Origin of the sequence: Streptomyces sp. NPDC053560 (assembly GCF_044544605.1) — a bacterium.
GTDB lineage: Bacteria > Actinomycetota > Actinomycetes > Streptomycetales > Streptomycetaceae > Streptomyces.
In genome coordinates, this window is sequence record NZ_JBITXI010000006.1 from 516,380 (window position 1) to 531,449 (window position 15,070).

Annotated in this window: 11 protein-coding genes; 7 read left to right on the top strand and 4 right to left on the bottom strand. The window is 65.8% G+C overall.

All coding sequences use genetic code 11. From position 1 onward, the window contains the following. The first annotated feature begins 46 nt into the window (after nucleotides 1–46). The 7 genes from eccB (at nucleotide 47) to ACIGQF_RS17740 (ending at nucleotide 7,222) form a co-directional block, all read left to right on the top strand. The gene (eccB, locus tag ACIGQF_RS17710) at nucleotides 47–1,579 is read left to right on the top strand and encodes a type VII secretion protein EccB (protein ID WP_399710902.1); all 1,533 of its coding nucleotides are present in this window, start codon (nucleotides 47–49) and stop codon (nucleotides 1,577–1,579) included. Between the two features lie 16 nt (nucleotides 1,580–1,595). Further along, the gene (gene mycP / locus ACIGQF_RS17715; protein ID WP_399710904.1) at nucleotides 1,596–2,876 is read left to right on the top strand and encodes a type VII secretion-associated serine protease mycosin; all 1,281 of its coding nucleotides are present in this window, start codon (nucleotides 1,596–1,598) and stop codon (nucleotides 2,874–2,876) included. A gap of 348 nt (nucleotides 2,877–3,224) precedes the next feature. Beyond that, on the top strand, nucleotides 3,225–3,617 hold the full coding sequence (locus tag ACIGQF_RS17720; RefSeq protein ID WP_399710906.1) for a hypothetical protein: 393 nt from the start codon (nucleotides 3,225–3,227) through the stop codon (nucleotides 3,615–3,617). A gap of 19 nt (nucleotides 3,618–3,636) precedes the next feature. After that, nucleotides 3,637–5,079, top strand: a complete 1,443-nt coding sequence (locus ACIGQF_RS17725) for a hypothetical protein (RefSeq protein ID WP_399710908.1) — start codon at nucleotides 3,637–3,639, stop codon at nucleotides 5,077–5,079. A 19-nt stretch (nucleotides 5,080–5,098) separates the two neighbouring features. Beyond that, nucleotides 5,099–6,367 carry a S8 family serine peptidase gene (locus ACIGQF_RS17730; protein WP_399710910.1) on the top strand — a complete coding sequence of 423 codons (1,269 nt, stop codon included), beginning with the start codon at nucleotides 5,099–5,101 and terminating at the stop codon, nucleotides 6,365–6,367. Between the two features lie 76 nt (nucleotides 6,368–6,443). Further along, nucleotides 6,444–6,845 carry a WXG100 family type VII secretion target gene (locus tag ACIGQF_RS17735; protein ID WP_399710912.1) on the top strand — a complete coding sequence of 134 codons (402 nt, stop codon included), beginning with the start codon at nucleotides 6,444–6,446 and terminating at the stop codon, nucleotides 6,843–6,845. Between the two features lie 71 nt (nucleotides 6,846–6,916). Then, the gene (locus ACIGQF_RS17740) at nucleotides 6,917–7,222 is read left to right on the top strand and encodes a WXG100 family type VII secretion target (protein ID WP_399710914.1); all 306 of its coding nucleotides are present in this window, start codon (nucleotides 6,917–6,919) and stop codon (nucleotides 7,220–7,222) included. Between the two features lie 79 nt (nucleotides 7,223–7,301). Here the strand turns inward: ACIGQF_RS17740 and ACIGQF_RS17745 are convergent, their stop codons facing one another. The 4 genes from ACIGQF_RS17745 to eccCa form a co-directional block, all read right to left on the bottom strand. Continuing rightward, nucleotides 7,302–8,000, bottom strand: coding sequence for a hypothetical protein (locus ACIGQF_RS17745; RefSeq protein ID WP_399710916.1), 699 nt, complete (start codon nucleotides 7,998–8,000; stop codon nucleotides 7,302–7,304). Further along, nucleotides 7,982–10,348 (bottom strand): hypothetical protein, encoded by a 2,367-nt coding sequence (locus ACIGQF_RS17750; RefSeq protein ID WP_399710918.1) that lies wholly within the window; start codon nucleotides 10,346–10,348, stop codon nucleotides 7,982–7,984. The genes ACIGQF_RS17745 and ACIGQF_RS17750 overlap by 19 nt, the downstream gene beginning before the upstream one ends. Before the next feature lie 73 nt (nucleotides 10,349–10,421). Next, a complete protein-coding gene (locus ACIGQF_RS17755) occupies nucleotides 10,422–10,865 on the bottom strand; it encodes a hypothetical protein (protein WP_399710920.1) in 444 nt (147 codons plus the stop codon). 161 nt (nucleotides 10,866–11,026) lie between these two features. Further along, nucleotides 11,027–14,989, bottom strand: a complete 3,963-nt coding sequence (gene eccCa / locus ACIGQF_RS17760; RefSeq protein ID WP_399710922.1) for a type VII secretion protein EccCa — start codon at nucleotides 14,987–14,989, stop codon at nucleotides 11,027–11,029. Between the last annotated feature and the right edge of the window lie 81 nt (nucleotides 14,990–15,070).

The window sequence follows — 15,070 nt, forward strand, 5'->3', positions numbered from 1 at the left end:
TGCTTCTCGCCGAGCCACGGGGTACTTCGGGAGATAACGGTCGGACATGGCATCACGGCGGGATGAACTCAACGCCTACACCTTCGCGAAGCGGCGTTTGATCGCTTCGTTTCTCCAACCCGGCCCCAGCGGCACGGAGGAGGGCGCACCGCGTCCCCTGCGCGCTGTCGCGCCAGGTCTGATCGTCGGAGTCGTCATCATGGCGGGCTTCGGCGCCTGGGGGATGTTCAAGCCGCAGGCACCCAAGGGCTGGGACGACACCGCCGCCCACGTCATCGTCGCCGACAGATCGACGACGCGTTACGTCGTTCTGGGCACCGACGAGGACAAGCAGCTCTATCCGGTGATGAACTACGCGTCCGCCAAGCTCCTCGCCACCAAGGCCGAGGGCAGCGACGATGTCCTCAACGTCGACGAGAAGACGCTCGACAGCGGCAAGATCCCGCACGGCCCGACGCTGGGCATCCCGTATGCCCCCGACCGCCTGCCGGACCCGAAGGAGGCGGCACGGCAGAAGCGTTGGGCCGTCTGCGAACAGCAGAGCCAGGGCGGCCGTGCGGTACAGAAGCAGAGCTTCGTGCTCGCCGGCGCAGATGCCAAGAAGATCGACGGTAAGCAGCGGCTGCACGGCGGCGACGTCCTTTACGTGCAGGCACCGGACAAGACGCGGTACATGGTCGATGCCGGCGGTCGTAAGTACGAGCTGCGGCAGGACGAGGCGTTGCTCAACTCCCTGATGGGCCAGGGCGCCAAGCCCCAGAGGGTCAGCCAGGACTGGCTCGGCACATTGAAGAGCGGCAGCGAGATCCGGTTCCCGGAGATCGGCTCGGGGGTGAACACGCAGACCAAGGCGCCGGGCTTCACCGGTGGCGAGCGGCTCGGCCGGGTCGGCACGGTACTCGTGACCACCGAGAGCAAGAAGAAGCGCCACTACCTCGTCATGCCCGACCGCATCGCACCGATCAGCAACTTCACCGCACGCGTGCTGCTGAACAGCCCCGACCTGACGGCGCTGGGCCAGGACGGCGAGGCACTGAACATCAGCTACGGCCAGTTCCACGCGGGGCGGGGCTTCGCCAACGACAAGTCGTTCACGTGGCCCAAGGAGGACGTGACCCCCGTCAACGCGGTGAGTGGCGGCCATGGTGGCCGGGACACCGTGTGCAACGTCCTGCGGAATGTGAACGCCAAGACCGGCGACACCAAGCTGAGCACGTGGGTCGGCACCGACTACCCGCAGCAGGTCGCGGCCGGCACCACCAGCGCGTACGTCACTCCCGGCACCGGCCTGCTCTTCCGCCAGTTCAAGGGCAAGGAAACGGGCACCGGCTCGGTCTTCCTCGTCACTGACACCGGCCTGCGGTACGCCATCCAGCGCAACGGGGACAGCGACACCGCCGAGTCCACCATCGGTGCGGACGACAAGAAGAAGTCCGAGGAGGCGCAGGAGCGCGTGGCTCAGAAGCTGCTGGGGTACGGGGACACCACCCCGGTACCAGTGCCGGACACCTGGTCCGAACTGCTTCCGACCGGACCTCGGCTGGATGCCAACAGCGCGCGCCAGCCGCAGGGTTCTTGAGGCGGGACAGGCGCTGATGACTTACTCCCTGCCTCGCTCCGTACCGCTGCGCCGCCGCGCGGTGGTAGTCGCTCTGGCCGCCACCTTCGTCGCGGCTCCGGCGATCGGCTCACCTGCCCTGCTCGGCGCCTCGGTCGCCCATGCCGACAGCACCCAGTGCACCTTCCCGTCCAAGCCCATCAAGGGCACGCCGTGGCCCTTGCAGCGCGTTCAACTGGACCGCCTCTGGGAGGAAGGCCAGGGCAAGGGCATCACGGTGGCCGTGATCGACTCCGGGGTGGACCCTCGTAACCGGCAGCTCAGAGATGCCGTCGACACGCGCAGCGGAACTAATTTCCTGAAGCCCAAGAAGGACAAGTACGGGCAGACGACTTCTCCGGGTAAGCCGAACGGCACGACCGACACCGTGGGGCACGGAACAAAAGTCGCCGGCATCATCGCGGCCCGCCCCGATGAAGACCGCACCGGCTTTGTCGGCCTCGCCCCACAGGCGAGGATTCTCCCGATAAAGCAGAACGACGAGAACGGCAGCGGTGACACCGGGACGATGGCCAAAGCCATCAACTACGCCGTCTCCAAAGGCGTCGACGTCATCAACATCTCCCAGGACACCGACAAAGCCCTGCAAGAGGGGAGCGCCCTCCAAACAGCGGTGAACAACGCCCTGAGAAAGCAGATCATCGTCGTGGCCTCCGCGGGCAACGACGGCCTGGGCGGGAACGTCAAAAAGACCTACCCGGCCGCGTACCCCGGTGTCCTGGCCGTGGCCTCGTCCGACCGGAACAACGAGCGGGCGCCGTTCTCTCAGTCGGGCGACTTTGTCGGTGTCGCGGCGCCCGGCGTCAACGTGGTATCCACCGTGCCCGGCGGTGGCCACTGCGTCGACAACGGCACGAGTTTCTCCGCGCCGTACGTCGCAGGGGTCGCCGCACTGCTGCGCGCCAAGTACCCGAAGTGGACAGCGCGCCAGGTCATCACCCGCATCGAGCAGACCGCAGAGCGCTCCATCCCGGGCCGGGACGCCCATGTGGGCTGGGGTGTCGTGGACCCGGTACGTGCCCTTACGGACGACAGCCCGCCAGCCGACAGGCCGATGGCGCGGGGCGGTGTCCAGCAAGCCGCGCTGCCGGATGTGCCGCCCGTCCCGCCGGGGGAGACGTTCGAGGAACGTAACGAGCGGCTGGCGACGTACGCCGTCGTCGGCGCCTCGATCCTGGTGGCCGTCATCGCAGGCGCGGCGATGGTGCACCGCGACTGGCGCCGCCGCTCGGGAAGCCGCCGTCCCCTGCAGGGCTGAATGTTCCGGCAGCCGTTTGCCATGTCTTTGCGATCCCGACAGAGATGAGGCGGCGATGTCGAGGATCGCGCTGGGGCCCGCCAATCCATCACCCAGGACAGCTATATGACGTTTCATCAGTTGCGTCCAGATGTGCACTTTTGTCGACAACGTATAGTTTGCAGTCGGGACGGCGATATGGGTTGGACAATCAACATGTGTTGCCGTACCTATGAAACGATGAGCGAGTAAAGGGGGATGCTCGTGGGACAGAAGTCGGATGGCAGCTCCGCGTCACAGTCGTACGGTGGCACAGGGCTGTTGGGGGGCGGCGGCAGCGCAGCGGACATCAAGCGTGCCCGCGCGACCTTGGTCAGGTTCAAAAGCCGCATCGACGACATTCTCGCGGGTCTGGAGAACAACACTCAGAACCACGTCTCGATCCTTGAGCTCTCCCGCTCGGCGTTCTCCGGCCCGGGAAATTTCCCCGAGGCCGACGGCCTGCACCTCCAGTTCACCAAGGTCCACACCCAGCTGAAGACGCTCTCCACCACTCTGGGAGAGCAGTTGGAGGCGATGGGTATCGCCATCACCGGGGCCAACGTCGGTTTCGACAACCTCGACGTCGACCTGCGGCAGCGGTTCTGGGAGATCCAGGGACGGGTGCAGGAGCGGTACGACGAGGACCGCAGGGCGCAGGCTGCGCAGAAGCAGGCTCCGGAGAAGCGCGCGACCGCCGACGACAAGGACGCGACCCTCTAGTGGTCGGGAGGTGACAGCAGTGGGCAAGCACAGCAAGGCCGGCGGTCGAGGCCGTACGGACTTCGAGAACCACGACCTGGACGAGATGATCGACCTGGTCGAGTCCGCCCGCCCCACCGACATGATGGCCGTGGCCGACGCCCTTGGTGGGGTGGCGCGACAGATCGCCGACGCGGCCAACGAACTCGGCAGGCACATCGACGACGTCGAGTGGGAGGGCGAGGCTGCCAAAGCCTTCCGTACCTGGGGCAAGGATCTCGCGAAAAACACCTTGAAACTGGGGGACTACGCGGACGCCGTCGGTCAGGAGATGGGCAACGTGGGCTTCGGCCTGTCGTCGGTCCAGCACTCCATGCCGACCAGGGCCGACGGCAGGGGCGGAGCCGTCGGTGAAATCCCCGCGCCGGCGCGGATCGTCACCAACAAGGACTACGTCAAGGCGAAGGCCGCCGACGACGCGAAGCACGAGGCTGCCCGCCAGGACGCCATCGTCGAGATGAACAAGCTCAGCTCCTACTACCGGACGTCGGAGGAGCGGCTCGAGGTGGCGTCCCAGGACGCGCCGGTGTTCAAGCCGCCGGAGAACATGGGAATGGTGCCCAAGCCGCCGGAACGCTCCGGGACGCCCATTCAGCCAACGAGTCCGCCCAGCGGCGGTGCCGCCGCCCTGTCGCAGGGCCATGCCACGCCTGAGCACAGTGGGCCGGTGAGCCCACACCACGAAGTGGGCACCGAACTTGACAGTGTCACCATGCCGAAGGCGCCCGACGGCGATACTTCGGCGCGTCCGACGGCTCCCTCGGGCGGAGGCCAGTCGGTGCCTTCGCACACCGTCGGCCCACTGACACCGGGCCCGCCGCCCGGACCTGGTGCGACTCGCTCTCCTGGTGGTTTGCGTCAGTCCCCCCCACCCTTCAGGGGAACCGGGGCTGGCTCGCTCCCGCAGAAGGGCCAATCAGAGCGGAGCAATTCCTCTCTGCCCAGAGGACTCGGCACTCAGGGGCGACTGCCTGGAGATGTGGGAGCCGGCCGGTCTAGCACCATCGGACCGTCTCGTGCGGGGCGCTCCGAAGGTGTCGTTGGCGGTGTGCCGAGGCGACCTGGGGACAACGGCGGAACGGCACGTCTCCCGCGCGGCACGGTGATCGGGGGCGAGCATACGGCTTCAGGCCAAGGCGCCGGGAGTTCAGCCAGCCGACGACTCACGTCGAACCCTGGCGGGATCGTAGGCACCCCCCGGAGCGCTACCCGTGGCGCGAAGGACTTCACACCGGGCGGCACAGGCCTCGTCCGAGGCAGCGGGCCGGCGAGCGGTTCAGGCGGGCCGAGGGCGACGGCTGGACTCGCCTCCGCAAAGAGGGAGCCCGAGCGGGACTCGTCGGCACGCCCGGAATACCTCTCCGAAGACCAAGAGACATGGAAGACACGACGGCGTGACATCGTTCCGCCGGTCATCGACTAGCGCAGGTGGAAGAACAGGTATGACGATGCTGAACAGGCGAGCCAACGCCGAGGGAACATCGCGCCCGCCGCGACTCTGGTCGACCGTGCTCGTCGTGTCATGCGTGCTGACCATGGGACTGTCGGGGGCTGCCCCCGCCTTCGCTGCCGAAGATGTGCGCTCTCAGCAGTGGTACTTGGACGACATGCAGGCTGAAGCGATGTGGAAGGTCAGTACCGGCAAAGACGTCAAAGTCGCCGTTGTGGATACCGGTGTCAACTTGTCGACCCCGTCTCTCCGAGGCCAGGTGCTGCCGGGCAAGGACGTGACAGGTGAGCCGGGTGACGAGAACGATGACTACTCAGGGCACGGCACGACGATGGCTGAGCTCATTGCTGGCACGGGTAAAGGCGGCGGCCTGCGAGGCCTGGCTCCTGGAGCAAAGATCATACCCATCAGGACCGTGCTGAAGGGGATGAAAGTCAAGGGAGATGACCCCGACAGCTTCTTTCGCAAGATTACGGATGCCAAGGCAATCCGTGCTGCGGCGGACAGCGATGCCAAGATCATCAGCATGTCCTTCGGTGGCCCTGGCGTGTCGGCGGAGGAATGGGATGCGACTGAGTATGCAGCGAAGAAGGGGAAGTTGCTGCTCGCCGCTACGGGAAATGAGGGGCAGGCCGGGAACAAGAGAAACTTCCCGGCCGGTTTCCCGGACGTCGTAGGAGTGGCTTCGATCTCGGATACGGGGAAGGTAAGTAAAACCTCCACTCACACGGAAGACACCACTCTTTCGGCTCCCGGTGCCGACGTTCCCGGTTGGTGTGACGCGAAGTTCAAGAGCTACTGCGGCGGAGACGGAGGCACCAGTAGCGCCACCGCCATTGCATCTGCCTCGGCCGCGCTCATCTGGTCCAAGCATCCGGAGTGGAACGCGAATCAGGTCCTGCGGGTGCTGATCGATACTGCCGGCCGAAAGGCGAAGAACGAGGCGGCCAGCAAGTACATCGGTTACGGAGCGGTGCGTCCTCGAATGAATCTCCTCGAGGGGAAGGGCGACCCGGGTGATCCGAACCAGAGCCCGCTCTTCAAAAAGCCCAAGCCCACCAAGCCCCCGTCGTCTGGCGCCTCGGAGGCTGCCGGGTCCGGTGGTGATACCAAGCCCGCCGATAAGGGCAAGAAGGCGAGGGCCGCGGCGGAGACGGACGGCGCGGGTGGCGGTCTGCTGTGGGGCGCGGTGGGCGCCGGTGCCGTCGTGGTCGTTGTGGCGGCCGGCGCGTTTGTCGTCGTGCGGCGGCGTCGCGCCTGATCACGTGACACTCCGGGCGGCGTCGAACCGGCCGAGGACGGCGAAGGAAAACAGCGGGACAACAGAGAGGTAGGGCATGTCCGACAAGCAGCGGGTAAGTGCAGCACGGCTGCAGAAGCTCGAGAACAACATCCAGCAGGTGCTGGACTCCATGAACAACCAGGTCGGTGACCTGGAGCGCATGCTGGAAATGCTGAAGACGCAGTGGCGCGGTCTCGGTGCAGCCCAGTTCCAGAGCCTCCAGACGGAGATCAACCAGCGTCACCGCAACCTGAAGAATCTGATGGGGCATGTGCAGGACGCGGTGGCAGCGAACCGCAAGGGCTCGGGTGCCAATGACGAGGCGATTCGCGCCTCGCTGGGCGGCATCGACCTCAATGGTTCCAAGGCCGGCGACGGGATGATCGCCGCGGGTTCCTACCAGGAAAACTCCCACAACGCTCAGTACGCACAGGGCTCTAAGCTCAGCGCGCTCTGAATTCCCTGGCGCGCTGGCCGCGTGCCGACGCTCAACGTCCCTGTGGACAGCTACATCGAAGGAGGTCGGACATGTCCTTGGACAATCTCGACGACATTGCAGTGTCCTACGGTTCGCTGCACAACGCCTCGGAAGGCATCAAGAAGAACGCCGAACGTCTCCGTGGTGACATGGAGGTTCTGCAGTCCGAGTTGAAGTCGGTCGTCGAATCCTGGGAGGGCGAGGCGCAGCAGGCGTACGCCCGGGTCCAGACGAACTGGGACAAGCAGGCCGACGAACTCTTCAACGTCATGCTGAAGATTGCCGCCCAGGTCAACCAGGCCAGCGACGACTACCGGCACACCGACCTGAAGGGCCGGTCGTACTTCGACATCTGAGTAGGACTCCGGCACAGCGGCCGGATCAAGCGGGGTGGGCATGCGCGGGAGGTGCCCACCCCGCTTTCATATGTGCCGGTCAGGCGCTCTGTCCGGCACGGACGGCGGCGCGGAGAGTGTCGTATGGAGTGAGGTCCGGCTTGCCTTGCAGCGGATCATTGGTGCAGCCCACTGCGCGTGCCATTTTTCGGGCGACGGCCTGCAGGGCTGTCAGTTGATTGTCTCGGGGGTTGCCCTTTGCGTCACGGCTGCGTGGGGAGATGGAGTTCTCTACATGAGCGATGAGAAACCTGTCACGCTGCGGTGACGCGTTTTTTGGTGGTGTGCACGGAACATAAAGGTGGGAGCGTTCCGGTGAGGATTCCCCGATGGCCCCGTCGAGGTTGTAGTACGTGTAGTCGTCGAGCGGTTCGCTCTCCCGTTCAATAGAGTACTTGTAGCGCCAACCGAAACTGAACGCTAGGTCACCGGAACCTTCTAGAGTTCGGGGATAGAGGGAGCAAACGTCGCGTTCTGAACTGTCCGCCGGGGAAAGCGGATCGGTGAGACCCCGTTTCATCTCCTTTGCGACATCGAGGACAGCACCGTCATCAGCCGTCTTCAGGTCCTTGGTGCCGAGCAGGCCACTGAGGGCTTTCTCTGCAGTATGGTCACCGGTGATACCGCAGAGGTCTCCTGCTTCCTTTTCGGCCTCATCACCGGGCGAGGTAGACGCGCAAGAGGTCAGGCCTAGCGCCAGCACGCCAACCGTTACAGCGGTCAGAAGATTCCGAACCATTTGTCTTCTTCCTTGTGCTCGTACGGGTCGATCCCCATGGACTCGGTCATATCTCGACCATCGCCGTAACCGTCGGTGGAGAACCTCTTCAGCATTGTCTGCAAGGTGTCTCGATCTTCTTCGGGCAAGGCACCGCCGCCCTGTGCCTCAATGTTCTGTGCGTAGATATCCCCAGGAATTCTGGCTTTACGTTTTCCATTGGCGAAGTAGTCGTTGAGTACCTCTTTCTTGTCGTCGCCCGGATCGAGTTTCTTTTCCTCCGATTTTACGTGTTCGCCGTATTCCTCGCTGAAAAGGGTGTTTGCGGCTTCGCCGAGCGTGTCCGATGCGACGTCCGCCGCGACGGGCGCGAGGACGGCACCGGCAGCTGGGTTAATCAGGCCCACTCCGATGCCTGTCACCGCTCCGACCCCGAGACCGGCCCATTCGCCACTCTTCTCCAGGGAGGCGATCTGGTCCTCGGCCTCGGCGTCCAGGTCGCTGCAAATCTGGTTAGCAATCGTGTGATCGAGGATGCTTTGAGTGTTGCCATTCACACGAGCCGCTTCGAGGGCGTTGTCGTAGTGCAGCATTCCGTAGTCGTCGCGGTGCGGCGGATTGGCCATCATGACGCTGAGGGAGTAAGACCCGTTGGCCATCGACACCGCCGTGTGGGCGTCCTTGTCGCGCGCGATGACCGTGAGAAAGTCGACGGCATCGTCGTGCTTGATATTGAGTGCTCCGGGATATGTCGCCTTGAACGGTGAATCGTTGCGTGTCTCGCCAGGCTTTGCATCGAACGCCAAGTCCGACACGCCGTAGTTGATGTCATCGATGTAGGCCGCTCCCATGCGGCCCAGACTGTCGGCGATACCCTGCTGCTTGTTCATGAGGTCGCCGTCATCGATGTATGCGGCGATGACCTTCTTCATGACTGCGGCAGTATCCTTGTTGCGATGGTCGGTCAGTTCGGCGCCCGATGTCTTGTCGTCGTAGGGGTAGCCGATGGTCGCCGACTCCAGAGCATGCCCCAGGGACTTGTACCCCGCCACGACCTTGTCATCGGAGATACCGTCGTTGTCGACCGGCCACTCACGGTTGTTGTCGCCGCCCTTGACCAGGTAGTTGAATACGGATCGGTCCTTGCCATCACCGCCCTCGAACTTGCTGTTGAAGAAGTCGGTGGAGGCGTCGGGGCTGTGGCCGAGGGACTCCATGAGGCCGGTCATGGGGTCGCCTCCGTAGTCGTTGTCGGCGCCGAAGTTGAGTTGTGCGCGGTTACGCATCCAGAGTTCTTCCGGACCCATGCCGTTCTTCTCCTGCTGCTGGTTCTCGAAGTGCAGGAGGGACTTGCCGTACTTGTCGAGGAACCGGTCGTCGAAGTCGCCCTTGCGCATCAGATTGCTCATGATCTGGTAGCCGAAGGGTTCGTTCATGCTGCCGTCGCGGTGGAACTGATTGTCACCGAGCTTGATGACGGAGTTCTCCCAGTGGTGCATCGCCGGTGTGTCGGCGCGGGTGGCCGTGGCGAGTGTGAGACTGAGATTGTCCTGCAGCTTGGCGACGGCCTTCAGGCGGTCGGGGTCCGCCTGCGGACCCTTGCCGGCGCCCGGATCGGCGATACCCCGCCAGAACTCCAGCGTCTTTTTCGGTCCGAGCTCGGTGGCGAAGCGTTCGGAGAAGAACGGGTCGTCCTTGTGCTTGGCAAGGTAGGAGTTGAGGTGTGCGAGCTGCTTGTCGGACAGCTCGTCCATGCTCGCGAGCTTCACGGCGGCGTCCGCGTCCTTCGCCGCTTCCTTCCGCCCGGCGAGTGCGTCCTTCATGCTGTCGGCGCCAGCGGTATTGAAGCCGCGCTTGGCGCCATTGGGGTCCTGCTGGAGGGCCCAGCTCAGGGCCTGATCCGCTTCGGTGGCGTCCTTGCGGGCGCGGTTGATGCGCTCTCGGAAGTGCTCGATCGCCTCGGCGTGCTTCTTCTTTTCCTTGTCGTAGGCCTTGGAGCCGGGCTCGGCCTCGACGTCGACGCGTCCGGCTTCGCTGATGCGCAGCCCTTCGGTGTTGCGCACGTCCGTGCGTACGGACTCCAGTCGGCTCTTGGCGGACTTGAAACGCTCCAGGGCAGTTTCGAGAAGGCCATGGATGTCCTTGGCCTCGTCGGAAGCGGCCTTCAGCTCCTTCTCGATGGCGTCGAACTTATCGAAAGCGGCCTTGGCGGTGTCGCCTTCCCAGTCGGAATCGCGTAGCCCTTTCGAGACCTTTGTGCGAAAAGCGGATGCGGCAGCATCCATCTTCCCGGGAAGCTTCTGCCACTTTTCGACAGCGGTGGAGAGGTGAGAGAAGTTGGCATCGAGGATTGCGGCGTAAGAGAGCATGTTGTGGTCCGGTATCTATACGACGACGAGTGAGGGGGGAACCGGGACGGAAAGGGGTTCTGCCAGCTGCCCGCTATTTCTTCTTGTCGTCGTCCGTCCCTTCCTTGGGCTTATGCTTCGCCGCTTGGGCCAGGTCTTGAGACTTGAAGGCGTGGGCGGCATCGCGCAGGCCTCCGGCCACACCGTGCTGCAGGAGCCCCTTCACGTAGTCCATCTGGCTCTGCCAGCGCTCGGTGAAGGCGTCGATGCCGGCCGCCGACTCGAACCCGTCCAGCCCCTTCTTGGCCGACTTGAGCTCGCTCATCGCCGCGTCATCGGCCGTCGCGAAATCGTGGCGCACTGTCAACGCTTCCTCCGCCCGGTTCCGCAGTACCGACGGCGTGACATGGAGCTTCTTCCCGTCACCCCCCTTACCCCCGCCGTCGCCCTTCGTGCCGGCCAGGGTCATTCGGGCGTTGTCCTGGCGGGAGGCTGCCGCTTCGGCCTTGAGTGAGGCCCATTCGTCTTTGAAGGACATGGATGTCCGCTCCCCCGTGGTTCGAGACCCGCTCGTCACGCTGACGCAGGTGCTGGTGTGCACCCGGAGCATCGTGGGTCATGTTCGATTCCGAATTCAACGTATCAAGGTGGTCCTCGCTCGGGCCCGGGGCAGCGCGGCCCCGGGCCCGAGCGGTGCGGCTAGCTTTCCGGGGCCCAGCCCAGCTGGACCAGTGGCGTGCCTCGCTTGCGGGAGACGAAGTAGCCACGGCCCGGCGGGAGCGGATGGGGTCGGACACCGCCGAGTACATCGCCTTCGTTGCGGTCGCCGGACAGGACGACGCCTTGCGCGCCCAGTTCCTTGATGCGCTGCATGAAGGGTTCGAACATCGAGCGTGAGGCGCCGGCCGAGCTCCGGGCGATGATGAACCGGATGCCGATGTCCCGGGCGAACGGGAGGTTCTCGGTGAGTATGGCGAGCGGGTTGCCGCTGGAGGTGGCGACCAGCTCGTAGTCGTCGACCACGATGAAGACCTTGGGCCCCGTCCACCAGCTGCGGTCGCGCAGCTGCTGGGGCGTGACGTCGGGTGCCGGCGCGCGCCGGTTCATCAGGCCCTGCAGGGCTTCCATGTGGGCCTCCATGGAGTTCGCCATCGGCGCGTACTCCAGGAGGTGGGAGTCCGGGACGGCGCCCAGCAGCGAGCGGCGGTAGTCGCCGACCACGATCTTGGCGTCGTCCGGGTGGTACCGCTCGGAGATCTGTTTGGTGAGCAGCCGGATCAGGGCTGTCTTACCGGATTCGCTCTCGCCGAAGACGAGGAAGAACGGGTCGGTCTCGAAGTCGACGAAGACCGGCGCGAGGTCGGTCTCGTCGATGCCGAAGGCGATGCCGCGCTCGGGGAACTCGCTGCCCTTCGGGAGGTGGTGCGCGGGCAGTTCGCGAGGCAGGAGGCGGACGGCGGGGGCGGGCTGGTAGTGCCAGTGCTCGGCAACCGAGCGGACCATCGCGGCGGTGCCGTCGGACAGGTCGTCGGCCGAGCTGCTGCCGTCGATACGCGGCAGGGCGGCCATGAAGTGGAGCTTTTCCGGAGTCTGGCCGCGGCCGGGCACGCCGGCGGGTACGTTCGCGGCGACCTTGCGGTCGAATTCGGAGTCCATGGTGTCGCCCAGCCGCAGCTCCAGCCGGTTCATCAGCTGATCCTTGAGCGCGGCCCGCACTTCCATGCTGCGGGAGGCCGCGATCACCACGTGGATGCCGTAGCCGAGGCCGCGGGCGGCGATGTCGGCGACCAGTCCCTCCGCGTACTCGTACTCGGCGCGGAAATTCGCCCAGCCGTCGATGACGAGGAAGACGTCTCCCCAGGGCTGATCGGTGATCTCTCCACGCGCGCGCATGCGCCGGTAGGTGGCGATGGAGTCGATCTCGTGGGCGCGGAAGTACTCCTCGCGGCGGTTGAGGATGCCGGCGACCTCGGCGACCGTGCGGCGGACCCGCTCGGAATCCAGACGGGAGGCGACGCCACCGACGTGGGGAAGGCCGGCGATCGCGGACATGCCGCCACCGCCGAAGTCCAAGCAGTAGAACTGCACCTCGTACGGGGTGTGAGTGAGGGCGAAGGACGAGATGAGGGTACGCAGCAATGTGGACTTGCCCGACTGCGGGCCACCGATGATCAGCATGTGACCCGCGGCGCCGGAGAAGTCGCGGTAGAGCGGGTCGCGTCGCTGTTCGAAGGGCCGGTCGACCAGGCCGAGGGGAACGACGAGGCGGCTCTGCTGCGGAGCGTCGGGAAGGCACAGACCACGTTCCTGCGTGGGCGTGAGGCCCGGCAGGAGTTCGTCGAGCGGCGACGCCTTGTCCAGTGGGGGCAGCCAGACCTGGTGGGCGGGGGTGCCCTGGCCTTCCAGGCGACGGACGATGACGTCCAGGACGGTATCCGCCAACGCGTCGTCCTCCGCGTCGGCCCGTGGCTCGGGAGCCGTGACGGGATCCGGCTGGATGTACTGCACCGGCACCGGGGCTGCGGTGAACAGGACCGGACGCCGGGCGGCCGGCACCGGCCCCGATGGTGTGGCGGAGCGAGAGCCGGCTGAACGGTAGACGCCGGAGACGTAGGCCGCCTTGAAGCGGATCATCTCCTCCGTACCGAACTTCAGGTAGCCGGAACCCGGAACGGACGGCAGGTGGTACGCGTCGGGGACACCCAGCGCGGCGCGCGACTCGGCCGCGGAGAAGGTGCGGAGGCCGATGCGATAGGAGAGGTACGTCTCCAGGCCGCGGAGCCGCCCCTCCTCCAGGCGCTGCGAAGCGAGCAGGAGGTGGACACCCAGGGATCGGCCGATGCGGCCGATCTGGATGAACATGTCGATGAAGTCCGGCTTGGCGGTGAGCAGTTCGCTGAACTCGTCGATGACCAGGACGAGGGAGGCGATCGGCTCCAGCGGAGCGCCGGCGGCCCGGGCCTTCTCGTAGTCGTGGATGTTGGCGTAGTTGCCGGCGTCGCGGAGCATTTCCTGGCGGCGGTTCAGCTCGCCCCGGATGGAATCACCCATACGGTCGACAAGGGTGAGGTCGTCCGCGAGGTTGGTGATGACCGCCGCGACGTGCGGCATGTCGGACATCCCGGCGAAGGTGGCGCCACCCTTGAAGTCCGCGAGGACGAAGTTCAGCGTCTCGGAGGTGTGGGTGACCGCGAGGCCGAGGACGAGCGTCCGCAGCAGCTCGGACTTGCCGGACCCGGTGGCGCCGACGCACAGCCCGTGCGGCCCCATGCCGTCCTGCGCGGCCTCCTTGAGGTCGAGCATCACCGGCTGACCGTGCTCGCCGACGCCGATCGGTACGCGCAGCCGCTCGGCCTGCGACCGGGGGCGCCAGGTCCGCTGGGTGTCCACGGAAGCGGCGTCACCCAGGTTGAGAAGATCGGTGAATTCGAGGTTGGCGAGGAGCGGGGCGTCGTCGTCCCCACCGGCGCCCATCCGCAGCGGGGCGAGCTGGCGGGCCAGCGCCTCCGCGGCCTCCAGGGAGAGGCTGTCCGGGGTGCCTTCGTAGACCACGCCACGGCCGGACTCCAGGCGCAGCGTTCCCGGGCGTGCGACGACGGACAGCCCGCCGCGCGGGGCGCTCAGTTCGCCTTCGACGACCTCGATGACGGTCACGCCCTGCAGGCCTTCGGGGGAGGCGAGAAGCGAGGTCGGCAGGACGCTGGCGCCGTCCAGAACCACCACCACGTGCGGGGCGTCCAGCACGGGCTGTGCGTCGGCGTTGAAGCGGGGACGGCTCTCCAGGTGCGTGGCGAGCATTGTCTCCAGGTCGTAGGTGTTCGTGGCGATGGTGCGCGGGCTGCCGGCCCCGTCGGCCGGGCCCATGGCCTGCACGTGCGGCAGCCACTTCGCCCATTCCCAGCGTCCGGTCGTGTCAGCTCCGGCGGCGACCGCGATGACCAGATCGTCAGGGGAGTGCAGCGCGGCCAGCGAGGCGACCATCGCCCGGGCGGCGCCGTGGACGGACTCCCGCTCACCCGAGACGGTCACGTGGTAGAAGGCGCGGAGGGAGACGGCCATCGGCAGCCCGTCGAGGGTGCTGTGCACGGACAGGAACTGCTGCATCGCGCCGGCGGTGAGTGGCTCCAGCTCGTCGACGGGGGCCGTCTCGGGTGCGATCAGGGGTGTCGACAGCTGCTGGGCGCCGAGTCCGACGCGTACCTGGCCGAAGTCCTCATCGCCGACTCTGCGTTCCCATACCCGGCTGCCCTCGGCCACCAGCGACCACAGTTGGTCGGGGGAGGGATGGAGGTAGAACTGCGCGTCGCGCTGTTTGCCTGCCGTGGCCCGGACCTTCCGCCGCGTCTGGGCGAGGTACTTGAGATAGTCACGGCGTATGTCCGCCATCTGCCCCTGCGAACCGCGGCGGTAGCGGACGATCGCTGCGATGGCCATGGCGGCCGTCGACGCCATCATCACCATGCCCATGATCTTCATGAACGGCTGGCCGCTCTGGAAGTAGAAGACCACCGACCCGCCCATTCCCAGCATGGGCAGGACCTGCATCAGCATGCCTTCCTGCTGACCTCTGGGCAGTTCGGGCGGGGACTCCAGTACCACCGGCTCGGTGGGCACCTCCGTCGGCAAGGTTCGCGGCGGACGCTTTATGACGATCTGGCTCACCGACGTACCAATCCCTCTTGACGAACGGGACGCTTCGCTGCCGGCACCCCCGTGGCGACGGCCTCCGTCCGGTCAGGAGAT

Bases quoted from the DNA above. Each gene is read 5' to 3' on its own strand.
- eccB (WP_399710902.1), top strand. From the start codon at position 47: ATGGCATCACGGCGGGATGAACTCAACGCCTACACCTTCGCGAAGCGG.
- mycP (WP_399710904.1), top strand. From the start codon at position 1,596: ATGACTTACTCCCTGCCTCGCTCCGTACCGCTGCGCCGCCGCGCGGTG.
- ACIGQF_RS17730 (WP_399710910.1), top strand. From the start codon at position 5,099: ATGACGATGCTGAACAGGCGAGCCAACGCCGAGGGAACATCGCGCCCG.
- ACIGQF_RS17735 (WP_399710912.1), top strand. From the start codon at position 6,444: ATGTCCGACAAGCAGCGGGTAAGTGCAGCACGGCTGCAGAAGCTCGAG.
- ACIGQF_RS17740 (WP_399710914.1), top strand. From the start codon at position 6,917: ATGTCCTTGGACAATCTCGACGACATTGCAGTGTCCTACGGTTCGCTG.
- ACIGQF_RS17745 (WP_399710916.1), bottom strand. From the start codon at position 8,000: ATGGTTCGGAATCTTCTGACCGCTGTAACGGTTGGCGTGCTGGCGCTA.
- ACIGQF_RS17750 (WP_399710918.1), bottom strand. From the start codon at position 10,348: ATGCTCTCTTACGCCGCAATCCTCGATGCCAACTTCTCTCACCTCTCC.
- ACIGQF_RS17755 (WP_399710920.1), bottom strand. From the start codon at position 10,865: ATGTCCTTCAAAGACGAATGGGCCTCACTCAAGGCCGAAGCGGCAGCC.